The organism is Bacillus sp. FJAT-27225 (assembly GCF_001685025.1).
Classification (GTDB): domain Bacteria; phylum Bacillota; class Bacilli; order Bacillales; family Cytobacillaceae; genus Bacillus_D.
Genome location: NZ_MAYU01000012.1, coordinates 484067 through 510791, shown reverse-complemented (window position 1 = coordinate 510791; position 26725 = coordinate 484067). Strand labels below are relative to the sequence as shown.

20 protein-coding genes are annotated in these 26725 nt (G+C 36.4%); 18 read left to right on the top strand and 2 right to left on the bottom strand.

Going from position 1 to position 26725, the window contains the following annotated elements; all coding sequences use genetic code 11:
• The first annotated feature begins 735 nt into the window (after nt 1-735).
• Together A8F94_RS09890 and A8F94_RS09885 are read left to right on the top strand one after the other, a co-directional pair.
• The gene (locus tag A8F94_RS09890) at nt 736-2124 is read left to right on the top strand and encodes an AAA family ATPase (protein WP_077247640.1); all 1389 of its coding nucleotides are present in this window, start codon (nt 736-738) and stop codon (nt 2122-2124) included.
• On the top strand, nt 2117-2983 hold the full coding sequence (locus A8F94_RS09885; RefSeq protein ID WP_066199114.1) for a DUF4435 domain-containing protein: 867 nt from the start codon (nt 2117-2119) through the stop codon (nt 2981-2983). The genes A8F94_RS09890 and A8F94_RS09885 overlap by 8 nt, the downstream gene beginning before the upstream one ends.
• 141 nt (nt 2984-3124) lie before the next feature.
• Here the strand turns inward: A8F94_RS09885 and A8F94_RS09880 are convergent, their stop codons facing one another.
• The gene (locus tag A8F94_RS09880) at nt 3125-3772 is read right to left on the bottom strand and encodes a hypothetical protein (protein ID WP_175384388.1); all 648 of its coding nucleotides are present in this window, start codon (nt 3770-3772) and stop codon (nt 3125-3127) included.
• Between the two features lie 216 nt (nt 3773-3988).
• Between A8F94_RS09880 and A8F94_RS09875 the strand changes: the two genes are divergently transcribed.
• The 16 genes from A8F94_RS09875 to A8F94_RS09800 all read left to right on the top strand — a co-directional run bounded on the left by A8F94_RS09875 (nt 3989) and on the right by A8F94_RS09800 (nt 25616).
• Complete coding sequence (locus tag A8F94_RS09875) at nt 3989-6892, top strand: NB-ARC domain-containing protein (protein WP_066199108.1); 2904 nt, start codon at nt 3989-3991, stop codon at nt 6890-6892.
• Nucleotides 6893-7260: 368 nt separating this feature from the next.
• Entirely contained in the window at nt 7261-9630 is a 2370-nt protein-coding gene (locus tag A8F94_RS09870) for a 3-hydroxyacyl-CoA dehydrogenase/enoyl-CoA hydratase family protein (RefSeq protein WP_175384406.1), read from the top strand.
• Between the two features lie 156 nt (nt 9631-9786).
• Nucleotides 9787-10962: an acetyl-CoA C-acetyltransferase gene (locus A8F94_RS09865; protein WP_066199102.1), complete on the top strand. Its 1176-nt coding sequence runs from the start codon at nt 9787-9789 to the stop codon at nt 10960-10962.
• A gap of 97 nt (nt 10963-11059) precedes the next feature.
• Nucleotides 11060-12844, top strand: a complete 1785-nt coding sequence (locus A8F94_RS09860) for an acyl-CoA dehydrogenase family protein (RefSeq protein WP_066199099.1) — start codon at nt 11060-11062, stop codon at nt 12842-12844.
• Nucleotides 12845-13149: 305 nt separating this feature from the next.
• Nucleotides 13150-13899 (top strand): YveK family protein, encoded by a 750-nt coding sequence (locus tag A8F94_RS09855; protein WP_066199096.1) that lies wholly within the window; start codon nt 13150-13152, stop codon nt 13897-13899.
• The gene (locus A8F94_RS09850; RefSeq protein ID WP_066199093.1) at nt 13889-14599 is read left to right on the top strand and encodes a CpsD/CapB family tyrosine-protein kinase; all 711 of its coding nucleotides are present in this window, start codon (nt 13889-13891) and stop codon (nt 14597-14599) included. Before A8F94_RS09855 ends, A8F94_RS09850 begins: the two co-directional genes overlap by 11 nt.
• Before the next feature lie 97 nt (nt 14600-14696).
• Entirely contained in the window at nt 14697-15461 is a 765-nt protein-coding gene (locus A8F94_RS09845; RefSeq protein ID WP_066199090.1) for a tyrosine-protein phosphatase, read from the top strand.
• A 403-nt stretch (nt 15462-15864) separates the two neighbouring features.
• Nucleotides 15865-16758, top strand: a complete 894-nt coding sequence (galU, locus tag A8F94_RS09840) for a UTP--glucose-1-phosphate uridylyltransferase GalU (protein ID WP_066199087.1) — start codon at nt 15865-15867, stop codon at nt 16756-16758.
• A 45-nt stretch (nt 16759-16803) separates the two neighbouring features.
• Nucleotides 16804-17457: a sugar transferase gene (locus A8F94_RS09835; protein WP_066200427.1), complete on the top strand. Its 654-nt coding sequence runs from the start codon at nt 16804-16806 to the stop codon at nt 17455-17457.
• Between the two features lie 102 nt (nt 17458-17559).
• On the top strand, nt 17560-18015 hold the full coding sequence (gene pssD / locus A8F94_RS09830) for a PssD/Cps14F family polysaccharide biosynthesis glycosyltransferase (RefSeq protein ID WP_066199084.1): 456 nt from the start codon (nt 17560-17562) through the stop codon (nt 18013-18015).
• On the top strand, nt 18012-18491 hold the full coding sequence (gene pssE, locus A8F94_RS09825; protein ID WP_066199082.1) for a PssE/Cps14G family polysaccharide biosynthesis glycosyltransferase: 480 nt from the start codon (nt 18012-18014) through the stop codon (nt 18489-18491). The genes pssD and pssE overlap by 4 nt, the downstream gene beginning before the upstream one ends.
• Nucleotides 18492-18510: 19 nt before the next feature.
• The gene (locus A8F94_RS09820; protein ID WP_066199079.1) at nt 18511-19560 is read left to right on the top strand and encodes a glycosyltransferase family 4 protein; all 1050 of its coding nucleotides are present in this window, start codon (nt 18511-18513) and stop codon (nt 19558-19560) included.
• Between the two features lie 95 nt (nt 19561-19655).
• Nucleotides 19656-21374 (top strand): hypothetical protein, encoded by a 1719-nt coding sequence (locus A8F94_RS09815; RefSeq protein ID WP_254660828.1) that lies wholly within the window; start codon nt 19656-19658, stop codon nt 21372-21374.
• Between the two features lie 559 nt (nt 21375-21933).
• The gene (locus A8F94_RS09810) at nt 21934-23277 is read left to right on the top strand and encodes a hypothetical protein (RefSeq protein WP_066199069.1); all 1344 of its coding nucleotides are present in this window, start codon (nt 21934-21936) and stop codon (nt 23275-23277) included.
• Nucleotides 23278-23311: 34 nt separating this feature from the next.
• Complete coding sequence (locus A8F94_RS09805) at nt 23312-24076, top strand: glycosyltransferase family 32 protein (protein ID WP_066199068.1); 765 nt, start codon at nt 23312-23314, stop codon at nt 24074-24076.
• A 94-nt stretch (nt 24077-24170) separates the two neighbouring features.
• Entirely contained in the window at nt 24171-25616 is a 1446-nt protein-coding gene (locus tag A8F94_RS09800; protein WP_077247639.1) for a flippase, read from the top strand.
• Between the two features lie 173 nt (nt 25617-25789).
• On the opposite strand, the gene A8F94_RS09795 is transcribed toward A8F94_RS09800, so the two are convergent.
• Nucleotides 25790-26530 (bottom strand): polysaccharide lyase, encoded by a 741-nt coding sequence (locus A8F94_RS09795; protein WP_066199065.1) that lies wholly within the window; start codon nt 26528-26530, stop codon nt 25790-25792.
• Nucleotides 26531-26725: the final 195 nt, after the last annotated feature.

Genomic DNA, 26725 nt, shown 5'->3' with positions numbered 1-26725 from the left:
GTGCTGACCTTAAGTCGGCACGCATTATTTTTTATTAGTCCTGTGTCCTGGAAAGGCTAAAGAATATTCACCTATACCTTAAAATTTACTAATGAGGATTTTTCGGTATGGTAAATTAACCTTACTTAAATTTTTATCATCATATAAATGTCAATGGATACAGGCTGATTATCATTCTTTGCCCATACATCTATAGTTGTTTCAATAAGGACTTGGCATAATTAGAAACAAATAACAGCAAAAACCAACAATTACTTGAGTGCTGGTTTCCGTTTTCTTTTTTCCTTATTGAATAGTCGTTACCATAGAAGTAGTGCTTCAATTTCGGGTGTAAATCCCTGGTGTTATGCTATTTATATTTCCAACTATTCATCACTCTGTTTCTTTGCTAAATAATAGCTATTAATGCCAACTGAATTTACACATACCAACATAAAATGGCGCTAGCCCCAAGAATTCCCCGGATGTATATTCTCTTCTACAAGGCTTCTCATCATATCAGCATCATATATTACGTAATGAACTTACATGCTAATAATTTCAGAACTATTGTTGCTTGCTATTACAGTTGTTTTACCGTTATCTTGAGAGCCTTGAACATCAAATCCTTCAATAACTTATATATTCCTTCCTAATCAAGTCTATTCTTTATTCTAATATTTAGGCTACTCACATATATTATATGAATAAAATGGTAATTATATAGAAAATATTATATAATAAGGAGAATATAATATGGGGGATAAATTTGTGAAATTAGTAAGTCTTAACGTTAGAAATTTATATGGATATTTTGACTATAATATAGATTTTAACTCAGATGTAACATTTATCTATGGGACAAATGGGTGTGGTAAAACAACAATTTTAAATATAACTGAAGCTATCATTACTGGACAACTTTATAAGTTGTTTAATTATGATTTTAAAGAAATTGAATTACTATATACTTCAAGTGTTAAGAATGAAAAAAGTAAAACAATAAAAATAATTAGAAGTAAGAGTAATTTGAAAGTTATTTTTAATAATAAGGATTATAAAATAATAAAAGGATCTGTTCATGAAATTAGTAGAAAAAATCCACAAGATTCTCGTGAAGTTTTCCGCTATTATTTTGATCAATATGATTTTTTAAATACGATTAAACAAACTTTTAATTATGTGTACCTCCCTTTAAATCGTTCATCAGTTTTATATGAATATGAAGACGAAATTGATTATTTTATGATGAGAAGATTACGTAGTATACCATCAGATGATGATTATAATAATGATTTTGATAATAAAGATATTGCTATGATGAAAATTGAAGCGTTAATCAGTTTTAACTATTCACGAATTAATTCGACCATTTCTAAATTTAGCGATGAATTTAGAAACAAAATTTTAAAATCTTTATTAGAGGTTAATCGTCAATATTCTATAGATAACTTGGTTAAAGATATATTGAAGCAAGGAAATACAGTTTCTGAACTTCAAAAAACAAAAAAGGCATATATAAAAATACTTAAAGAATTAGAGCTCATAGATAAATCAGAGGAGGAAGATTATAATAAATTTTTTGCAGAGTTTATTAATGAGTTTTCAACCTTCCAAAAGAATGAGTTTGAAGGTTTACCTCTTGATTTAGTTATTAAATTCCAAGAAATTTCTAAAATAAAAAATTTAGTTATTCTTGCTGAAAAAATGGAACAAAGAAAGTCTTTAGCAAGAAAGCCTATTGAAATTTTTCTCAGTACTATGAATGAGTTTATCGGAAATAGTGAAGACGAGAAGGAAATTATTATAAATTCAGTTGGTAGAGTTTTCTTTATTACTAAATACAGTAATAAACCCATAAGTATTCAATATCTTTCTTCAGGGGAAAAGCAATTAGTTACTTTTTTCGCTAATTTAATTTTTAGTGTTAAAAGTAGTACTTCTGGTATTTTTGTTGTTGATGAGCCTGAACTATCACTACATTTATCTTGGCAAAAAAGGTTTGTTGAAAAGACTTTAGAAATAAATAAAAATATCCAATTGATATTTGCAACTCATTCCCCTGAGATTATTGGTAGAAATAGAAATAAAATGTATAAGTTAGAGAAAAAATATGTGGAAAAGGTGGAGTTACTAAATGAGTGATTCAGATGAATTGTTGTATTCATCTGAAGCATCCGCCACTAGATATATGTATTATCAAGATTTAAATGATATTAACATTTTTGTGGAGGATTCAGGAAAAGAATATGAATACGAAACAATTTTTAAGCGTCTACTCGGAGAGAACTATAAAATTAGAAGTATATTTTCGGCTGGAGGAAAAAGCGGAGTAGAAGACAGGTTTGAAGAATTTGGAATCAATAATCCAAGCAACCCAAAAATAAAAAACCTTTATATTGTTGATGGAGACTTTGACAGATATATTAATTCAGAGGAAATGATAGAAAATCCTTACTTTATATATTTAAAAACATACAATATAGAAAACTATTTTATTGATGAAGATGCTTGTGTTCAATTTTCAAAAGGTAGATTGAAGTGTCTAGACCACGAAGTGAAGGAGAAATTAAAATTTTCTTGGTGGAGAGATTTAGTAGTTGGACAAGCTACGAAGCTTTTCTTGGCATATAGTTTTGTGAAGAAGTATTATCCCGAGCATCCAACTGTATCAAGATCAACAGGGGAATTTATTGATGCCACAACAGGATTTGAAAGACAAGACGGTGCTTTCGATAGATATTGGGATTTTGTTAATTCTCTCGACAACAGAGCAGAAGCCGAAATTTTGATAATAAAAGAAAAGTATATCGACATAAATGGAGAAGATTTTTTCAATTTGATATGTGGGAAATTTTTATTAGATAGTTTATGTTGGTATATACGGGTAATTATTGAATCAAAGTTTAACCACGACGATTTCAAATGGCACCTGATTAATCATTTTGATATATCTAAATTAGATTATGTAAAAGATTCTATAACAGAATTAATGTCTGCTTAAAATTTTAATAAGATAAAACAAAAAAGGCTTAGAGCTCTAAGCCTTTTTTGTTTGTGAAGATACTGTGATTTTTGTTGAAAATTTTTTGTTATTTGCTATGTGATTAGATCTGCGATTTTAACGTTTTGTCCCTCTGTATTTTTACTTGTCAAAAATCGAATTCGATAGGAGCCTGAATAAGTAATCTGTATGGTTTCGGAAGCCTGCTTCTATGCCAATCAGCGTTACAGGGCGGTTCTTTTCTTCAACAATAATAGCCTGACCTGATGCTGCTTCACGGTTTTTCCAGTGGCCGGATTCAAAAAAGTCCGGACTTGTGGCAAAGGTTGCTTCGACATTTTTATTGTCTGTATTCGTATACCAGACAGGACCATAAACAAATCCCACGTCATTGGCTCCATATCCCACTGTGATTCTAGTTCCTTTATAGTCAACCCGTACAATTCCGTTGCTGCTTGAAGACCCAGTATTTACAGTCACGTCGGTCAGCCCAAGTGTTTTTGCAACACGGGAAGCACCTGCACCGACTGCAATAAATCTGCCGTTCTGTTCGACAAACTCATTCACGTTTTCTTTAAAAGCAATGTATTCAGCTTCATTTGCAAGCGTAAATTCCTTATTGGCGGCGCTGGAGTTGAATGATACTAAATTGGCACTTCCGCTATAAACAAATACATCGAAACCGCTAAGCCCTGATGCAGCTACCTGCTGCGGATGAAGTTCGGTTACATCAAAGCCCAGTCGCTCGAGGGAGATTCTCACGCCTGAATGAGATTGTACTTTCCCCATACCGCCGTCTTTCAAAATAGCAACCTTTACTTTGGTGACAGCTTCCGGTTTTTTCGACCTCCATGACCTCATTTACTTATGATATGGGTCACTTCAAGTAATCTATATTACGTTTTTTTAAAGTATTTACAAATGTAAAAATATAGAAATATTATTGATTTTTTTTATTAATGTACTTAAAATATACTTAAAATCTATTAGAATGGATGACTAATTTTGGATTTTATCATTAATAAATTTAATAATCGTATAAAAAGGTATAGGAGAAAGGAAAATACAGTAATCTTTCAGAGTATTTTAAGACAGAGAACAGATTATTTATTTACATTATCCATTGCATATCTGTTAGAAAAAAATAAAAATGAGATTGATTTTGATAGTCACTCTAAATTTATCTATGACTCTAGTAAACTTTCGACTGGGCATTATATTAAATATCTCCGTGAATTTGATTTATCTAAAGAAATATTTATTAATAAAAAAGTAAAAACAACACTAAATAATTTCCCAAATATAAGAAATAATAAATATGGCCATGGCTTTACAATGACTGAAGTTGAATTGAACAAATTTAATGATTCAATGGTTGATTTATATGAAATATTAACTAATGAGGTGGATGTATTAAAGTCAGAATACTTTTACTATTATGTAGAAGGTAAGGATCAGGATGAATATTATGGTTATAGAATCGGCCCCGATGGAGAATTTGATGAATGGTCAGTTACCCCAAAATACTTTTTTGGGTCAGAGTTAAAATTGTATAATACTTATATTTCAGCACCCAGTAAGCCAAATTTTTATATAAAAGTATCACCATTTATACATTTACAGGATGAAGAGACAGCTTTGTTATTTTTAAAATTAGAAGAAAAATTAACTGGCAGAATAAAATATTCAAAAATTCTAGGAGAGGATGATTATTATTTAGAGTGGGAAGAAATAAAAGATTTGTTTTATAGTCCCGATCAAGAGAGAAAGCTAAGCTTAAATGGATTAATCATGAATAAGTTTGAAAATAATTATTCTGAGTATTTTAATTTGGATAAAACCTTAGAGAAAGGCATCTATGATTTTTTAATTAAAAACAATTCAAGCGTTGCCTTGACTTTATGGGGCCATGGGGGTGTAGGTAAAACTGCACTGGTCCAACATATATGTAATAGGCTTTTTAATGACTCTAAGAAATTATTCGATTATGTAGTTTTCATTTCTGCTAAAGATAGAAAATTCAACTATATGAGTGGAGAAATTGAGACAATTGAAAATAACATTAGATCTTTAAATGAAGTTGTCTATAAGATTTCACAAGTACTTTTTGAGCCTATGCTTGAATATGATTATTTCCTACAAAATATTGATGTGTTTAAAGATAAAATTTTTTCAATATCACAAAAAGCACTTTTTGTAATAGATGACTTTGAAACATTCAATGAGAATGAAAGAGAACAAATCATTGATTTTGCAAAAAAACTTAATATTAATTACCACAAAGTAATTTTCACTAGCAGAATAAAGCATGGATTAACCGGAGAACAATTGACTAGTGTTGAACTTAATGAAAACGCTTCAATTGACTTCCTAACAAATGTATTTAAATCTGAATTTAAATGGAATATGGAAAGAATCGACGAATTAGTCTCTGATTCTTCGAAAATGGATTTAATACATAAAGCAACAGAAGGAAGACCGCTTTTCTTGTATCAATTTGCATATATGTATAAAAGCTATAGCTTTGTAGATGACCACTTTAAGACACTTGCAAATAGTGAAAACGCTAAGAAATTCTTATATGATAGACTTTATGATTACTTACCGTACGAAGCTAAACTTATTTTTAAGTATTCTTACCCCATTATTATTAAAGAATCCCTATCTATAAATATTTCTGTACTAAGGTATTTGTTAAACGATCTTCAATTCCAATTTAATGTGGATGAAGCCTTGGATGAGTTAAACAATTTACGTATTACAATAAAGGATTCTAACGAATTACACAGGATTTATTCAGAAGATATTCTAAGGATAATGGAAGATTATTATAATGGTATCGATAATGAATTAAAAGAGACTATCAATTCGATTATCGAACAGATTGGCTGGAAAAATAACACTACAAATATTTATATCGACTTACTTGAAAAATTAGGTAGAGATAGGGACTATAAGACTGAACAAGAAAATATAGATGCGTACCGAAAATTATTAAATGATGACAATTGCAGTGAGGAATTAAAAATTAAAGCTTTAAGTGGCATTACTGGTTACTTAAAAAATATGAATTCGAGGAAATACGCAATAAATCTTTATAAAGAGTTTTCACACTTAACATTTTCCCATATCGATTTAATTCGTATGTATGCATTAATGCTTAAAGAAGAAGGAGATGTTGAAATAGCATGTAAAGTGCTAAAAAATTATCTTAAGTCATTAGATAAACAAAATATTAATGTCAATGATGAGATTTTAATTTTTTCTTTACTTATCACTTATGAAGGAAAACGGTTAATTACAGATAGGAAAATTAAAATTAAAAATTCTAATGATGATTTAGACCTTATTACTAAAGTTAGGTATAAATTCAAACAGAGAATCGCAAAATTTATCTCAGACTATCAAAAAAAATTAGTAAGAATCATTACTGAAAATGATGCAAACCAAATTATTTCTGGAAAAAATAAGGAATTAATAAAATCAAATTTGACCTCGGCAATAAATGCCATTGTAAAACTAGGAACTGAACTTAATAATATTTCTGAAATTGATACAAATCTTGTAAATCGTGAAAACACATTCATATTAATAAATTTTGGTTTAAATAATTTACCGAATCATATACATGAAACCTTAATCAACTGTAAAAACAATCTCCAATCCACCCTTAATAATGATTATAAAATTGAAAAAGGAGAAAAAATTAGCATACTTATTACAGGTACAAATAAAAAGCATGGGGTATTCGGAAAAATAGATGATTATGTTGGTTTATTACACATCTCAAAGCTAAATGACGAACAGGTCGCCAATCTTGACCTCTTATTTGTAAAAGGTAATTATGTTGAAGTACTTATTGAACATGTCAATGAAAAGGGCAAGAAACTGAACTTATCGTTAATTTAATAATCTAAATTAGAAAAAGGCATATGTTTTAATAGCCTTTTTCTAATTTATTGATGCCTCACTTACTTTTCACGTTGATCCCGTTTAGAAAAAAGCAGACCACCCCAAATATATATTAATTTTCATCCCACTTATTTGTTGCACCAATTTTCTAAATATTTTATTATTAGAAGTAACGAGGCTCAGTCATGGAAACAAAGCCAATATTTTTTTGCCCAGAAAATGAATGAGCGTTCATTCAACAACAACGAGACAATCCTGCTCAACCAATCAACCGACTAGCCCATCAACTAATCAACTGCGTTAAGACCGCATTTCAGCCACTCAACCCACACCCTAACGCAAAAAAGAAAGGGGAGACAAATGTGATTCAATCGATTAGAAAAGCTGCCGTTCTTGGATCCGGAGTCATGGGCTCAGGGATTGCCGCACACCTTGCGAACATCGGCATTCCGACGCTTGTCCTCGACATCGTCCCAAGAGAACTGAATCAGGCCGAACAAGCAAAAGGACTTACACTTCAAGACAAACAAGTCCGTAACCGCATAGCCACCGAGTCGCTCCAGAAGCTGCTTAAGCAAAAGCCGGCACCGCTCACAGTCAAAGAAAACCTGAACCTTATCGAAGCAGGCAACCTTGAAGACGACATCCACCGAATAAAAGAAGTCGACTGGATCATCGAAGTCGTCACCGAGAACCTCAACATAAAGAAGCAAGTATTTGAAAAAGTAGACCAGTACCGCAAACCAGGTAGCATCGTCTCATCCAACACATCCGGTATCTCAGTAGAAGCAATGGCAGAAGGGCGCAGCAAGGATTTCCAAAAGCACTTCCTCGGCACACATTTCTTCAACCCGCCAAGATACTTAAAACTACTGGAAATCATCCCGACCCAACACACCGACCCTGAAGTGCTCAGCTTCATGAAGACCTTCGGCGAAGACACACTCGGCAAGGGCGTCGTTGTCGCAAAAGACACACCAAACTTCATTGCCAACCGAATCGGCACCTACGGCCTGCTAGTCACACTTAGAGAAATGCTGAAAGGCCGTTATTCTGTTGGCGAAGTCGACTCAATCACTGGTCCACTGATCGGCCGCCCGAAATCAGCAACATTCCGTACACTTGATGTCGTCGGTCTTGACACATTTGTCCATGTTGCCAAAAACGTCCGTGATCAGGCCGAGGGTGATGAGAAAGAAGTCTTCACCGTTCCAGAATTCATGAACCAAATGCTCGAAAAAGGCTGGCTCGGCAGCAAATCCGGCCAAGGGTTCTTCCTAAAGCAAGGCAAGGAAATCCTTGAACTCGACCCATCAACACTAACCTACGGACCTCGGAAAAGACTGAAAACGGCTGCAACCGAACTGGCCAATCAAGAAAAAGGCACAGCAAATAAATTGAAAGCGCTTGTATACGCAAATGACCGCGCTGGCGAGCTGCTTTGGAACATCTTCAGTCCCGTCCTGATTTATTCCGCAGACCTGCTCGGCACCATCGCAGACGACATCCCATCAATCGACTGTGCGATGAAATGGGGATTTGGCTGGGAACAGGGTCCGTTCGAAGCATGGGATGCAATCGGCATTGAAAAATCGGTTGCGAAAATGCAGGAGGAAGGCCGCGAAGTATCGGGCTGGATCTACGACATGCTCGCTGCCGGCCACACGTCATTCTATAAAGAAAACACCTATTACGACAACGGCGAGTACAAACCGCTCAACGTGAACCCAAAGGTAATCAATCTAAAGCAAATCAAAAAAGAAAAAGGCGTCATCAAAAAGAACTCCGGTGCAAGCTTGATCGACATCGGTGATGGCATCGCACTTCTTGAGTTCCATTCGCAAAACAATGCAATCGGACCTGACATCCTCCAGATGATTAACTTCGCCATCGACGAGGTTGAAAAGAACTACAAAGGTCTCGTCATCGGCAACCAGGGCAAGAACTTCTGCGTTGGTGCGAACCTGGCAATGATTCTAATGGAAGCCCAGGACGACAACATCTGGGACCTTGATATGGTCGTCAAGATGTTCCAGAACACAATGATGAAAATCAAATACTCTCCAAAGCCGGTCGTCGTTGCACCATTCCAGATGACACTCGGCGGCGGAGCTGAAGTTTGCCTTCCTGCTGCACACATCCAGGCCACACAGGAAACCTACATGGGCCTCGTCGAAGTAGGTGTCGGCCTTATCCCGGGCGGAGGCGGAAACAAGGAGCTGTACATCAAGCACCTCAACTCGCTGCCAAAAGGAGTCGACTTCGACCTGATGAAAGTCGCGGCAAAAGTATTCGAAACAATCGCGATGGCGAAAGTCTCCACATCCGGAGCCGAAACGCGCGAAAACAACTTCCTGAACTTTGCAGACGGTATCTCGGTCAACGCTGACCATCAGCTCTACGATGCCAAGCAGGCAGCACTTGGCCTTTACGAAGCAGGCTACAAGCCGCCTGTCCGCAAAAAAGTTCCGGTCACAGGTGAAACCGGCTATGCCGCACTCATCCTCGGAGCCCAGGCGATGCAGCTGTCCGGCTACATCTCCGAGCACGATATGAAGATTGCCAAGAAACTTGCATACGTTATCGCTGGAGGCAGAGTCCCATACGGCACCGAAGTCGACGAACAATATCTGCTCGACCTCGAGCGCGAAGCATTCCTAAGCCTCGTCGCCGAACCAAAATCCCAGCAGCGCATGCAGCACATGCTCGTCAAAGGCAAACCGCTAAGGAACTAAGAGCTTAAAGGCGCTTTTGGAAAAAGCCGGCTTGCGCCGGCGCCTACGCTCTAAAGCAGGCAACTCATATCTACGCACAATCATTTGGCGACGGGCACCTCCCGGTACCCAGCCGCCTAGATTCATATAATAGTAGAGCGAAAGAGAGGGAAACCAATGAGAGAAGCGGTGATTGTTGCCGGAGCGCGCACACCCGTAGGGAAAGCGAAGAAAGGTTCGCTCGCCGGGGTCCGCCCCGACGATCTCGGTGCGCTAGTCATCAAGGAAACCTTGAAGCGCGCCGGCAATTATGAAGGAAACATAGATGATTTGATTATCGGCTGCGCGATGCCGGAGGCCGAACAGGGCCTGAACATGGCGCGCAACATCGCGGGCCTTGCCGGGCTTCCTTACGAAGTTCCGGCAATCACCATCAACCGCTATTGCTCATCCGGTCTGCAGGCAATCGCTTATGCGGCAGAACGAATCATGATTGGCCACGCCGACACCGTCCTTGCCGGCGGAGCCGAATCGATGAGCATGGTGCCGATGATGGGCCACGTAACCCGTCCGAATATCAAACTCGCTGAAACCGCACCACAATATTACATGAGCATGGGACACACGGCAGAGGAAGTCGCAATAAGATTCGGCATATCCCGTGAGGACCAGGATGCGTTTGCCGTCCGTAGCCATCAGCGTGCTGCCCGCGCCATCCAGGAAGGCAAATTCCAGGACGAAATCGTCCCAGTCGACGTCACGATCTGCTCTATCGGCAATGACAACAAGCTAAAGGAAAAATCCTTCCAGTTCGCCCAGGACGAAGGCGTCCGGCCAGAAACAAACATGGAAACACTCGCAAAACTACGTCCGGCCTTCTCAGTTAACGGCACAGTTACAGCCGGTAACGCATCCCAAACTAGTGACGGCGCAGCTGCTGTCATGGTCATGGAGCGAGAAAAAGCAGAATCGCTTGGCCTTAAGCCGCTTGCGAAATTCCGCTCGTTTGCAGTTGGTGGAGTTCCGCCAGAAATTATGGGTGTCGGTCCGGTTGTCGCAATCCCGAAAGCATTGAAGCTGGCCGGGCTTGAATTAAGCGACATCTCGCTGATTGAACTGAACGAGGCGTTCGCTTCCCAGGCCATCCAGATCATTCGTGAACTCGGCCTTGACGAAGACAAAGTGAACGTCAACGGCGGTGCAATCGCTCTTGGCCATCCACTGGGCTGTACCGGAGCAAAGCTCACTTTGTCCCTGATTCACGAGCTGAAACGCCGCAACGAGCAATTCGGTGTTGTCACCATGTGTATCGGTGGAGGAATGGGCGCAGCCGGTGTGTTCGAACTTCTTTAAACGTTCTATTTAAAGCGCCTTCATTTACGCATATATAATGGTAGAAACTCGCCGATAAAACCGAAAATATTGGCCTAAACGAAACGGAGGAATCAAAATGACCAACACGCTCGACCAGTCCATCAAGGGCGGCAGCTTTCTGATTGAGGATGTATCGCCTGACCGTGTCTTTACCCCGGAAGACTTTACCGAAGAGCATAAAATGATTGCGAAGACAACCGAGGAGTTCATCACTAAATCTGTGCTTCCACAAATCGAGCACCTCGAAAACCATGAGTTCGACCGTTCCGTCAAACTGCTAAAAGAAGCCGGCGAACTTGGCCTTTTAGGCGCAGATGTTCCAGAAGAATACGGCGGCCTGGGCCTTGATAAAGTAAGCTCTTCTGTTATCGCTGAAAAAATGGCCCGTGCTGGCGGTTTCTCGATTTCCCACGGAGCCCATGTCGGTATCGGTTCCCTGCCAATCGTCTTGTTCGGAAACGAAGAGCAGAAGCAGAAGTATCTCCCTGACCTGGCAACTGGCGAGAAGCTCGCTGCTTACGCCCTGACTGAGCCATCATCCGGGTCCGATGCACTTGGGGCAAAAACAACCGCCAAGCTGAACGCGGCGGGAACCCATTACATCCTCAACGGGGAAAAGCAGTGGATCACCAACTCTGCATTCGCCGATGTCTTCATTGTCTATGCGAAAATTGATGGCGAACAGTTCTCCGCATTCATTGTTGAGCGCGAGTTCCCAGGCGTCTCCACTGGTGCTGAAGAAAAGAAAATGGGAATCAAATCATCGTCTACCCGTACACTAATTCTTCAGGATGCCGAAGTGCCGAAAGAAAACCTACTTGGCGAACCGGGCAAAGGCCATGTCATTGCCTTCAACATCCTGAACATCGGACGCTACAAGCTTGGTGTCGGTGCGAACGGCGGGGCAAAGCGCGCCTTTGAAATCACCGTCCAATACGCAAACCAAAGACAGCAGTTCAAAACACCGATTTCAAGCTTTAACCTGACAAAAGAAAAGCTCGCCACGATGGCGTCAAAAATTTATGCAACGGAAAGCTCCGTCTGGCGTACAGTCGGCCTTTTCGAAGACCGCATGGGCCGCCTCTCCGAAGAGGAAGCAAAAGACGGCCTTCAGGTTGCCAAGTCAATCGCCGAGTACGCAATTGAATGTTCGATGAACAAAGTATTCGCAACCGAAACGCTTGACTATGTTGTAGACGAAGGTGTCCAAATCCACGGGGGCTACGGCTTCATGGCTGAGTACGAAATCGAACGTGCTTACCGCGACTCACGAATCAACCGAATCTTTGAAGGCACAAACGAAATCAACCGCCTGCTAGTCCCAGGCACCTTCATCCGCAAAGCAATGAAAGGCGAACTGCCTCTTTTTGAAAAAGCAATGAAGCTTCAGGAAGAGTTGATGATGATGATGCCGGAAGAGCCAGGTGACGAACCGCTCGCCCAGGAAAAGCATCTCGTTACCAACGCGAAAAAAATTGGCCTGCTCGCAGCCGGTCTTGCTGCCCAAAAGTTCGGCAAAAAACTTGAACAGGAACAGGAAATCCTCGTCAACATTGCCGACATCATATCTAATGCCTATGCAATGGAATCTGCCGTCCTAAGAACCGAAAAGGCTATCACAAAGCAAGGCCTGGAGAAATCCCAGCAGAAGCTCCTGTATACTCAAATCTTCTGCCAGGAAGCCTTCAACGAAATTGAGCAGCACGCGAAAGAAACCCTTCTTGCTACAGAAGAAGGCGATACTCTCCGCATGCTACTTGCAGCACTCAGGAAGTTCACTCGCCATACCCCGATTAACGTCGTCGCCAAGAAACGCCTGGCAGCCCAAAAGCTAATCGAAGCAGAGAAGTTTGTAGTTTAATATGAGATCCCCTAGAAAATTGGGCAAAGTTCATAGTTTAATAGAAAAACACAAAAACCTGCGCACTAGCGCAGGTTTTTGTAACGCATTGCACATCAAAACTTTTATATATTCCCCAATCTCGCCAAAATAAACCATCCAAAATATAGAAATTCTGAAAAACCCTACAATATTTAACAATTTTGTGGTTTAATTGTTTCAGTGAGCATGTAACAAAAGTAAAAAGTTTGTTATATTAACACATTTTTCTCGACACTATCATGCTATAATAGTGAAAGTTTGACACGAAAACCAGGGGGACCAAAATGGAAGAAACAATAAGTTTGAAGGAATTGCTCGAAACTCTGAAAAAACGCCTCGTAATGATACTATCTATTACAATTGTTGCTGCATTTGCCAGCGGGATTGTCTCATTCTTTTTTCTGACACCGATCTATCAGGCTTCGACACAGATAATTGTAAATTCCGCGAAAAGTGACCAGTCATTGATTAACCTTAATGAGATACAAACTAACCTTGAGTTAATTAATACGTATAGCGTAGTTATTAAAACTCCTAAAATCCTGGATAAAGTTAAAGAAAATCTTGATATGGATAATTCTATTGATCTCAACTCGAAAATATCAGTTACAAGTGAGGGAGAATCTCAGGTTATCAGAGTAACAGTTGAGGATCCTAATCCTAAACTGGCCGTTGATATTGTAAATGAAGTTTCATCGGTTTTTGAAACAGAAATCAAAAACCTTATGAAGGTCGACAACGTTCAAATACTTACCTGGGCAAAATATGCAGAAGATCCGTCACCAATCAAGCCAAGGCCGCTCCTGAATGTAGCAATCGCGATTGTAGTTGGATTAATGGCGGGTGTCGGCCTTGCCTTCCTACTAGAGTACTTTGACAATACTGTTAAAACAGAACAGGATATTGACCGTATCCTTGGTCTTCCTGTCCTTGGCGTAATCGCGACAATTGATAGCGATCAGCTTGCCGAAATGAAGGCGAAGCGACAAGAAAGAAGATCAAGAACATCAAGGAGTGAGACCATTGGCTCTTAATAGGCGAAAAAAACCTCAAACAGGTGACAAAAGAGTCAAGCTTGTCACCCTGTTCGACCCAAAATCGACTATATCTGAACAATACCGGACGATCCGTACGAATATCCAGTTCTCCTCAGTGGACAGGGAAATTCGTTCATTGATGATAACTTCATCAGGCCCAGCCGAAGGAAAGTCAACAACAGCAGCAAACATGGCAGTCGTTTTCGCACAGACTGGAAAAAAGGTATTGCTAATTGATAGCGACTTGAGAAGGCCGACGGTTCATTACACTTTCAGTCTACCTAATACGTATGGCCTTACGAATGTGTTGACAAAGCAAATTCAGTTTGAAGAAGCCATCAGGGAAACCGAAGTGGAAAACCTGTTTATTATGACGAGTGGACCGATTCCTCCAAACCCTGCCGAGTTGCTTGGTGCCGCTACGATGAATCAGCTGTTTGAAACGGCTTATAGCCATTTTGACATTGTGCTCTTTGATACACCGCCAGTTCTCGCGGTAACAGATGCGCAAATTCTTGCCAATAAGTGTGATGGCACTTTGCTTGTCATCTATAGCGGGAAGACCATTATCGAGCAGGTCACAAAGGCGAAAGAACTGCTTGAAGCTGCCCAGGGAAAGCTGCTGGGTACGGTTCTGAACCATAAGGAAATAAAGGGTAACGATTACTATTACTATCAATACTACGGAGGAAAGTAACAGGGTTCGACATTTTCCCCCTCTTTACTAGAATGCAAGTTGTTGATAGTATTAATGTCATACGATTTTGACATTATATTGGAAAGAGTGTGGGAAAATGGTCGATATTCACTGTCATATCCTCCCCGGTGTTGATGACGGAGCACAGACCTCCGAAGATGCTATAAATATGGCAAACGCTGCGCTTAAGCAAGGCATCTCAACAATCATTGCCACACCGCATCACTTAAATAGCCATGAAGTGAATCCAAAGCAAGCTATCCAAGAACAACTAGAATCTCTTAACCGTCTTTTCCAACAGGAAAAAATAGATATAAAGATAGTACCTGGCCAAGAAGTACGGATACATGGTGAGCTCTTAAAAGGGATTGAAACCGGCGATATCCAGCCATTGGGAGATTCAAACTATATTTTAGTAGAATTCCCTTCGAGCAATGTCCCGCACTATACCGAAAAGCTATTTTTTGACCTTCAACTGAAAGGGTACACCCCAATCATTGCCCATCCCGAGCGGAATCAGGAACTGATCCAAAGGCCTGAAATCCTCTATCGGCTGGTAAAGAATGGGGCACTTTCACAAATTACCGCGGCGAGCGCGGTGGGTAAATTCGGAAAAAAAATTAAGAAGTTCACAATGGAACTTCTTTCATCTAACCTAACCCATTTCCTTGCATCGGATGCCCATAACACTACGAACCGCGGATTTATGTTGGTAGAAGCATATAGCACAATTCAGTCACAACTTGGCACGGATATGGTTTATCTGTTAAAGGAAAATGCCGAGCTGCTGCTTGAAGGGAAGCACGCCATCTGCGACATACCTTCACGAATTAAACAGAAAAAATTCCTTGGCCTATTTTGATTGGATATGAAGAATTATTGATCAATAATTTGCCAGGGGATAATACTCCCTGGCCGGCGAGGCTATCCTGTCCGTTATCCATGGAAGCACTCGGTCATGCAGTGGGAGAGTCTACCCCTCCTTAGACGCCAGTCGTCGGTTGCATGATGTGAGGATGGGTTAGATGCCCAGATACATAAAAGCGCAAGCGCCTTACGATGCCCCGGTTTCTTCGACCGGACTAGTGGCAAAACCGAACGCATTCAAAGCGGCTGTAGGAACGGGGGCTCGTCGCGCTTTCATAATGGTTGGTTTAAATACCTAACGTGAATACATGTGCTAAACATGTATTGCCTTTAGGTATTTATTTATTTTAATAAATTTCGTAAACAACATTATATAAAAGTATATAGGGGGAAGTCAATTGAGAAAGGTACGTAAAGCAATTATTCCGGCAGCTGGTCTTGGTACAAGGTTCCTTCCAGTTACAAAGGCAATGCCGAAAGAAATGCTTCCGATAGTCGATAAACCTACAATTCAATATATTGTGGAAGAAGCAGTTGCATCCGGCATAGAAGATATCATTATCGTTACTGGGAAAGGGAAACGTGCAATCGAAGACCATTTTGATTTTGCTCCTGAACTTGAACAGAACCTGATTGAAAAAGAAAAGTTCGACCTGCTAGACAAAGTACGTTACTCTACGGGACTTGCAAATATTCATTACATTCGTCAGAAACAACCAAAAGGACTTGGACATGCAGTATGGTCAGCTCGGAAATTCATTGGAAATGAACCATTCGCAGTCTTGCTGGGTGATGATATTGTTCAAAGCGACACGCCATGTCTTAAACAGCTAATCAATCAATATGAAGAAACTTATTCATCAATTATCGGGGTACAAGCGGTATCTGAAAATGAGACACACCGTTATGGTGTGATTGATCCAGGAGACCACGAAAGCCGACGTTACCAGGTTAGGAGATTTGTAGAAAAGCCTCAACCGGGAACTGCTCCTTCGAACCTTGCAATTATGGGCCGTTACATCCTGACTCCTGAAATATTTATGATCCTTGATAAGCAGGAGACAGGGGCAGGTGGGGAAATACAATTGACGGATGCTATTGAGCAACTCAACCAAATCCAGAGAGTGTTTGCTTACAATTTTGAAGGCAAGCGTTACGACGTCGGTGAAAAGTTAGGCTTTGTCAAAACAACTGTTGAGTTTGCGCTGCAGCATAAAGATATAAGTGAAGATATGCTCAAATATCTAGAGGAACTGATTGCTTCCTATAAAAAAGAATCGGTATTGATTTAGGGAAGGAAGGGAACTTGGTTGGACAATTTTGCAAAAACTGATTCTATGTATCTTAAACAACAGCAATCATATCGGATTAATCTGAGTACCGGAAAATACTATATTGCTATCAAAAGACTCATTGATATTATAGGAGCAGCTACTGGTCTAATTGCTCTAAGCTTTGTCTTTCTGATTGTAGCACTTTTAATAAAAGTGGAAGATCCAAAAGGGAAGGTCTTCTTCTCTCAAAAACGTGTAGGTTTGAACGGTAAAGAATTCAATATGTATAAATTCCGTTCCATGGTCTCTAATGCTGAAGAAAAGCTAGGAGAACTGTTAAAATATAATGAAATTAGCGGTGCGATGTTTAAAATGAAAGAAGATCCGCGGATTACAAAAATCGGCAGGATTATCCGTAAAACAAGCATCGATGAACTTCCGCAGTTGATTAATGTGCTAAAAGGCGACATGAGCCTTGTTGGCCCTAGACCGCCACTTCCCCGGGAAGTTGCTGAATATACAAAATATCACAAGCAGAGATTACTGGTAACACCAGGCTGTACAGGACTCTGGCAGGTAAGCGCGAGAAATAGTGTTGGATTTGAAGAAATGGTGGAGCTTGATTTAAAATATATAACTAATCGATCTATAACACTAGATACAAAAATTATTTTGAGGACTATTATTGTAATGTTTGGATCAAAAGATGCTTTTTAATCTTATTAACAAACCGGGTGTAATAAAGGATTTTTGTGGAGAGGTAGTTTGTTACAATAATGCTACCTTCTTTTTAAATAATAAGAAAGAGGGAAGAGTTTATTGAATATATGTTTTGTGGCTTCATCTGGGGGGCATTTCGAACAACTTATGATGCTTTACCCAATGATGAAAGAACATAATAGTCATATTATTACGGAAAAGACTGACTATGGAATAAATTCGAAGGGTATAAAAACATACTTTGTTACTCAAATAAACAGAAGAGAACTATTATTTATATTAAAAATAGTATCCATACTAATTAAGTCAATTATAATCTTTATTAGAGAAAAACCTGATGTGGTTATTTCTACAGGAGCTTTGGCGACTGTGCCTATTTGTGTGTTGGCGAAGTTATTTAGAAAAAAACTTATATTTATTGAAAGTTTTTCGAAAATCCATTCTCCAACTATTACAGGAAGAATAATGTATAAATTTGCAGATTTATTTATAGTTCAGTGGGAAGAGATGAAAAAAATCTATCCTAATGCAAAGTACGGAGGTGGGATATATTGATATTCATCACTGTTGGTTCACAAAAGTTTCAATTTAATCGTCTACTAGAAGAAGTAGACGATTTAATTTCATTACGAATTTTGAGCGGTGAAAATGTTTTTGCACAAACAGGTTATTCGACTTATAAGCCTGTAGGATATGCATATAAATCTTTTTTAAGTAATGAGGAATTTTTAGAAGCTATGGAAAATAGTGAAATTATTGTCTCACATGGTGGTACTGGCTCTTTAATTAATGGAATCAAAAAGGGAATACGAGTAATTGGGGTTCCTAGAAAAGTAGAATTTGGGGAACATGTTGATAATCATCAAGTAGAGATCATTAAACAATTTTCTAACTCCAATCTAATCTTGGGCATATCAAATCCAGCGGAATTAAAAGATGCATTAATTAGGATAAAAACGTTAGATTTTAAAGAATATAAATCTAATACTAAAAACATTATTAATATAATTGAGAACTTTTTAGCAAAATAAGGAATTGGGTGAACGAAATTTGAAGGTAATAATGATAGGTTCACATTTACGCGTAAATGGGGGGATTACGAGAGTTGTAAAAAATTATTTTGAAGCCGGACTTGATAATAAAGTACAACTTGAGTATTTCCCAACGTATTATGGGATGAATCATTTTATTAATATACTTTTTTATATAATCCAATATTTTAAGTTTAGTCTAAAACTATTTATTTTTAAAGAGAAGTTTGACGTTGCACATATTCATATGTCATATAAAGGAAGTTTTACTCGTAAAAGGTTATTCATAAATTTATTAAATGCTAAAAAAGTTCCAATTATACTTCACATGCATGGTTCTCAGTTTAAAGATTTTTTTGGTAAAGGTTCTGAAGCGAAGAAAAGGCAAATTACTGAAACCTTAAACAAAGTAAATGTAATAATTGCTTTGGGAAGAGAATGGAAGGAATATTATGAATCTATCTGTAATTCAAGGGTGCTTTCTTTAGATAATGCTGTTTTCCCAAAAAAAATTAATAATAACCAAGAAAAAGTATATATAACAACAATGGGAGTTCTCTCAAAACGAAAGGGAACTTACGATTTAGTTGAAGTGGCGTCCAAGGTAAAAGGTAAAATTGACCGTAAGTACAAGTTTCTTTTAGCTGGGGATGGTGAAATTGAAAATGTCAAAAAAGTTATTAAAGAGAAAAATGTTGAGGATATGTTTGTAATTCCTGGCTGGATTTCTGATGAGAATAAAATTGAGGGTATTTACCTTAAATCTATTGTTTATGTCCTACCTTCATACAATGAAGGCATGCCCATGTCCATCCTTGAAGCAATGAGTTACGGGTTACCAATAATATCAACAAACGTGGGTTCAATTAATTCAGTGGTTAAAGATGATAATGGATATATTGTAAATCCAGGTGATACTGAAGCTCTGGCACAAAGGTTATTAGAAATTCTAAACAATCCACAGAACTGGGGCAAATATCAAGAAAATAATAGTAAAGAAGTGGAGTCTAAATATAATATTTATAATTCAATTGAAAATCTCAAATTGATATATCAAAGCTTAATATAATTTATATATCAAATTATAAAGTGAGTTGAACCTTCATGCCAGGCTTTACGGGTTATATATCATGTCAAAAACATAATCTTAAAGAAGAAATAAACATGTTTGATGTAATAGATATGAACGAGTCTTTATTACAAGAAGAAATTAGAATTAAAGGACCATATTTCTATGGGAAAGTTATAAGGAATTCTATTAAAAAGTTTACTAGAGATAAAGTCTTCTGTTCAAAAGGTAACAAATGTTTTGTTCTTGATGGGGTTATTCTAAATAAACATGAATTGTTTAAAAAATATGATATTCAAGATGATAGTATGGTTAGTTTATTGGAAACAATGTCTTTTACAAATCCTGAAACTTTTTACAAGGAGTTCCGTGGTACCTTCGCAGGGCTTTCAATAGTAAACAATTCCTTATATCTTTTTACTAATCATATTGGGGATAAAGATGTTTTTTATTATATGGACGAAGATAAAACCCTTTTTTTTGCAACGGATTTTGAAGCGTTAATAAAAATAATAAATAGGGTTAATGGCAAAAAGTTCAAGATAAACAAAAATGCTGCGTACAGCTTGCTTACGCATTCCCATGTTCTTTGTAACGAAACATTATTTCAAGACGTGTATAGATTAACACCAGGTCATTATCTAAGCTACTCGAAAGAAATCAAAAAAATAGAAAATTACTTTACCTTAAACAATAATCCTAAAAGTATTTCTGAAAAAGAGGCTACAAGGAAAATAGATTTACTTTTTAAAAAGGCTGTTAAATTAGCATTTGATAAAGATTTAGAATATGGTTATAAACATTTAGTTGCATTAAGTGGAGGACTGGATTCTCGCATGACAACTTGGGTAGCATATGACCTTGGTTATAAGAACATGTTGAATTATACTTTTTCTCAATCTGACTATTTGGATCAGACAATTCCTAAGCAAATAACGAATAGATTAAGAACTGAGTGGCTATTTAAGGCTCTTGATAATGGAACTTATTTATATAAGTATTTTAAGGATTCCATTAAAATTTCAGGCGCTAGAAGTCAGTCGAGTACAATTGCTCATACATTGAGCATGGTTAGTAATATAAACCTTGATAAGTATGGTTTAATTCATACTGGACAATTAGGTGATGTAATAATTGGAACATTTTACGATAACGGAAAAAAGTCGGCATTTACCCCAGGAGCCGGTGCTTATTCTACGAAGTTAATTGATAAAGTTGATTATAGTATTAAAAATGCATTCCATATAGAAGATATGGAAATTTTTAAATTTTATAATCGTGGTTTTACCGGAGTCAACACAGGATTAAAACCAATGTACCAGTATACCGAAACCATATCTCCCTTTTTGGACATTGACTTTTTAGAATTTTGTCTTTCCTTACCACTTGAATTTCGTAGTGGTCATAAAATTTATATAAAATGGATTAATGAATACTATCCTGATGCTGCAAACTTTGTTTATGAAAAAGTAAAAGGGAAAATAAATCGAAGGACAATTACTGTAAAAGGGATACCTGTTCCATGGACAAGCATCCCAGGAGCTGCTATAAAACTTATTAGAAATAAACTAGGCCTAAAATTAAGCACTAAAAATCATATGCATCCAACTGATTACTGGTATAAAACTAACCCTGAATTAAAGAAATTCTATCATGACTTTTATAATAATAATATTAATCTAATAACTAATATAGAATTAAAAGCTGACTGTCGTTTATTATTTGAAGGTGGAACAGCTTCGGAAAAAGATCAAGTAATTACTTTATTGGGTTTTGTAAACTTATTTGATAGTTACATTAAAGAAAATATCTGATACGACACATTTTATATCGTGAAAGTCTTGGCCAGTAAAAGAAAAGGAAAACCTTTTCTTTTTTAATATAATTAATCTAGTATCCATGTATAAATCCTTTAATTTAAATTGTAGTCTTTTCTAAAACTATAAAAGAAAAAGGAGGCGGTGATGATTTCACGCCATTTTCTGGTGACCTGCTTCAAAAGCAGCCTGATGAGCTGATTTTTTTCTATGTCAAAAGTTTGAAGGGATGAAACCTCACAGATGCCATATACAGTACGCCTTATTTGAAGTACTAGCAAGAGCCCTTAGAAATAGCAACACTCGTTCGGTAAGGTTTTTTTCGATTTAGATAGAAGGAACGAAGTGTGGGTTGGTACGTTCAATCGATACGGCGGTCAGACCCAACAACACAGAGGGGACGTCATTATAAGTAACTAGAACCCTATTGTGCAAAGATAATAATTGATCACTACTACTAAAGAAATAACATATTTCTTTAGGGTATTTACTAGAGAATGTTTAAAAAGCCACTGAAGGCGTAGATAAATGAATAAATTAAAGGGAGGGAAGGACATTGTTGAATACATCATTAAAAGAATCTACTATTACTATTGTTCTTCCTTTATTTTGTATTCTTTTATTTTCAATTCTCCTAGCTACCAGTTATTATGGATATTTTTTATATTTTGTATTAGGGATTGTTTTGTTCTTAACAACAAAGTTAATAGGTAAGGAGTTAATATTCTATTTTTTTATATTTGTGCTTATTTTCGCATTGGAATTGTTAGGACCATTATTTCTCCTAGACATAAATAACAATAATGGATTAAATGCTTTAAAAGTTCATCCTTTTATATTTACCTGGATAATTGTCTTTTTTTTATACTTGGTTGAAGGGTTGGTAAAAAAAAGAATATTAATTGACAAAACAATAATAATTTCATTATTAGTGCTCTTTGCATTTTTTGGAATAACTTATTTGAACAGGGGAATAAGTGGGATATCTTTAGCAGTCCATAATTATCTTGGTCCTATTTCATTCTTTTTGTTCTTTTACTGTAGTAAGAAAGTTGATTATAAAAAAATTAATAGCGCTGTTTTAGTATTTATATCTTTGTCTGCATTAATTGGGGTTTTAGGGATATTTGAGTTTCTTGTTCAGTATAATATATTCCAAGGCCTTTATAAAAACCAGGGATCTTGGTTTGCGTCTCAATTTGTTGAGGGATATAGAATAAAAACCATAATAGGTCACCCGTTAAATAATGCAATTTTCTTCCTTTTTTCAATGATTTTGGTTCAAATTAGTATTAGAAAGGTAAAGCTCAAGTTTATTCTATTATTACTATTTACAATTGATATACTTTTAACTGGCTCTAGAAGCATATTTATTATTTCCTTTATAGTTTTGCTATATAATGAGAAGGTTTTTACTGGTGGTTGGAAAACAGCTAAAAATTTCTTTTTTACTATTACAGTTCTTGTGACTACGGTTTTAATAACTCTTAATACCCCTTTAGGGTCTACTTTCATAAATCGAGCAGGTAGCGCTGATGATTCCGCCAATGCTCGATTATTATTATTTGATTATTTTATTAATAATTGGACTTCATTTAATTTATATGGTTTAGGAGGAGCAACGGAAAATATTCAAATATTAGGCAAATATAATACACCAATTATTCTTGAAATTCCATGGATAATGTTGTTTTTTGACGTAGGATACTTTATTTTGCTTTACATTTTACTATTAGTATTGATCATTCGTAAAGTAGAGTTTAAGTTTCTAGTGATAATCTTTATTATTGCACTTTCAGGATTTGCCTCATTTGGAGTAAAATCCAATGTAAATTACTTTTTATTTTATTTATTGACGTATGTCTATTGTATTGCGAAGTATAAAAAATATGGGGATTAGTATTTTTAGCAATAATAGGGAATGGTGATTACGGATGGAAAATATACCAAAAGTTGTACATTATTGTTGGTTTGGTGGAAACGAAAAGTCGGAACTTATTAAAAGTTGTATGGAATCGTGGAAGAAATATTTACCTGATTATGAAATTATAGAATGGAATGAAGAGAATTTTGATATAAATAGTAATCGATATGTCCAAGAAGCTTATAAAGAGAAGAAGTGGGCTTTTGTGTCCGATTATGTTAGATTGTTTGCTTTGTATCATCATGGGGGTATTTACCTTGATACAGATGTAGAAATTGTAAGAGAGTTGGATGTTTTTTTAGATAAGGGTTGCTTTAGTGGTTTTGAAAGTAATGGGAGTATCCCTACAGGGATAATGGGAGCTGTAAAATATAATCCTGTATTAGAAGAATTAATTCAATACTATGAGAATCGCAGTTTTTATTTACCCAATGGAAAATTAGATTTAACAACAAATGTTCAAATCATTACAAATATTTGTTTGGAACGTGGATTTATTCCTAACGGTAATTTTCAATTATTAACAAATGGTTTTCATATATACCCTAAAGATTATTTCTGTCCAAAAGATTATGTTTCTGGGAATATACACCTTACAGAAAATTCGTATTGTATTCACCATTTTAATGGATCTTGGATAAATAATAAGCAAAAAACAAAGAAGACCATTAGGTTATTTTTATTTTCAATTCTAGGCGAAACAATCATGAATACTGTTCTGAAAGTTAAGAGGAAATTATTGCGAATATTGGGTCTCAACCATTTGAATAGCTGAATTCTCCCCAAAAAGTATTTACCAATTTAAAGTATCAATGAGTATGAAATCCTATTAGCCATTTCTAATATTTTAGGGCATAAAGGTGAAGAGAGTGAATTTAAAAGATATTATAAAAAATGCGTCATATCTGTTTTTTGGAAATATGATAGTTCGCTTTGTGGTTGCTATTTCAATGATTCTTTTTGCTAGATTTACAGGGGCAAAGGAATATGGAATTTTCTCTGTTGCAATAGCCTTTACCTCTGTTGTTGTTTATTTCACGGATGCTGGGTTAAGTCAAACTTTTCTTCGTGAAGGAACAAAAAAAGAAGGAAATTTAGGAGTTTTAATAAGTAGTTACCTAAGGGTTAGATTAATTTTAGCACTCATTGTAACTATTTTTACTCTTTTCTTTGGACAGATTCTATATCATGATAGCGAACTAATAAATATCGTCTATTGGATGGTGATCCCAACAATATATGGAGCTATATTCCAGGGGGTTGGCACCATATATTTTCAGGTTATTGAGAAAATGGGGTTTAATGCTATTATCCAAATTATGCAAGGCTTGGGTAACGTTACTGCATTAATATTGGGAATGTTGTTTAATTTTTCACTATTAAAGATTGCAATTTTGTTTGGGCTTTCAAGTATTTTTGTTGGAATTGTCGCCATATTTTTAGTTACGAGGCATATCAAAATTCATAAAGGCTGGGATAAAAGAATTTTAGCCGAATTACTCACTTTTACTATTAATGGAGTAATTTTAATGATAATTCCGCAACTTGGTCCTCTCATATTACAAAAGGTCACCAGTTTGGAAGAAGTAGGCTATTTTTCTACAGCTTTTAAAATCCCATCTGTCCTATATCAAATACCAGCTGTTATAGCTGTTGCCTTTTACCCAAGATTATTTTCGTATGGTAACAAAGGAGATAGAGAGACTCATCGAAAACTATCACTTATTGAGTTAAAATTAATGTCTTTTTTAGGATTTGGAGCAGCATTACCATTTATAGTTAATCCGTATTTTTGGATAATTACTATATTAGGTAAGGAGTGGATTCCATCTGCAGTTGCTTTATCAATTTTATCGGTTTTAGTTATTTTTCATTCTCTAAATTATCCGATGGCCGACTTCTTAACTACAACGGGAAATCAAAAGAAACGTACAATTATAATGAGTACTGGCTTATTAGTAGCTATTTTAAGTTATTCAATCTTAGGGTCTAGCTTTGGGATGATTGGAGGAGCGTTTGCACCAATTCTTACGGAAATTATAATATTAATTGGGCTTTGTATCTTTGTTCCTAGAGGTTTTTCTTTTCTTGCTAAAGGGGTATTTATAAATTTAATAGGAGCATTAGTGGCAATAAGTATTTATTTTCTAGTACTTTATAATCTATATCCTATTATTAGTTTTATTCTACTAGAGATGATCTATTTAATAATAATAATAATATGTGATAAAGAAATTTTTCAGCAACTTAAAGTCTTACTATACAGATTCCAATTTAAAAAAAATAAACTAGGAATGCAAAAAGAGCATAATTAACTTTACTCTTACAATTTATTATATAAAACTACTGTCTGTATATAATTTACTTAATTTTTTATTTATAAAAAGGAAACTAGTTTAAGTTTATTTAACTAGTTTCCAATAATTAATTCATTAAAATTTTGAAGGAAAAAAGCTACATATGTCACCGATTTGACTATTTCCGTTTCTTATTTCCTCCAAAAGTTATCAAAATATACAACCCTTTTACTTGATATAGAACCATTATTTGGGTCATCCCATGGCCATTTATAAATACCTAGCTTTTGGTAAACGCCTTTCTTATCGTTGTAAGTATTAGGATGGCCGTTTCTTTTATATACTAACTTACCGTTTTTATAAACTTCTGTAATTGGATTTTGTTCCGGTAACCATCCCCATTTAACATGGAAAACCCAATTTACCCATTTGCCCTTATCAGGTGCGTAATCGCCTAAATCCTTTGTAAAAATGGGTAATTTATTTTGCTCAGTTATGGGATCGTCTTCCCATCTTTGTACAATAACGTAACGACCTTTATGTGTTTGTAATGATAAGGGAGGTGACACTTCTGCCTCTCCAATATCAGGATTCGCATGCCATTGAACAAGTATCTCTGGTTCTGTGTCATAACTAAAATTTTCTTCCCCATCATCGGGTAGATAAATGCTAAATCCATACCAGTGTTCTTCTAAAGGTTCCTCATCAAGAAAGTGAATTTCACTTCTATGACTACCTACATTTGATGGAGGATCGCTTTTATTTAATTCAAAACGTAAAGATTGCTTACCTGATTTTTTAACAGTTGGATCCAATGTTAGTGAATAAGGGAGCCCTGCAGTGTGTTGTGTCCAGTAAGCTCTCAAAGTACTATCTTCAAATCCATCAACATAAATCTCAAGTTTCTCATTGTTAATAGCATCTGAAAACATTTTCATTTTTCTCCTTTCCTAGGGATTTTTGGAATATGGAATAATTACTTGTATAATCCCCTTTTTTATGATTAATAAAACATTTAGTTATTCTTACACTATGTTAGTTCAAGGAAGAAAGTTGATTAAGATGATAGAGATTTCTTAGAGGTTTTTCTGGAAAATAAAAAGAAAAATAAGATAGAAAAGGAGAAA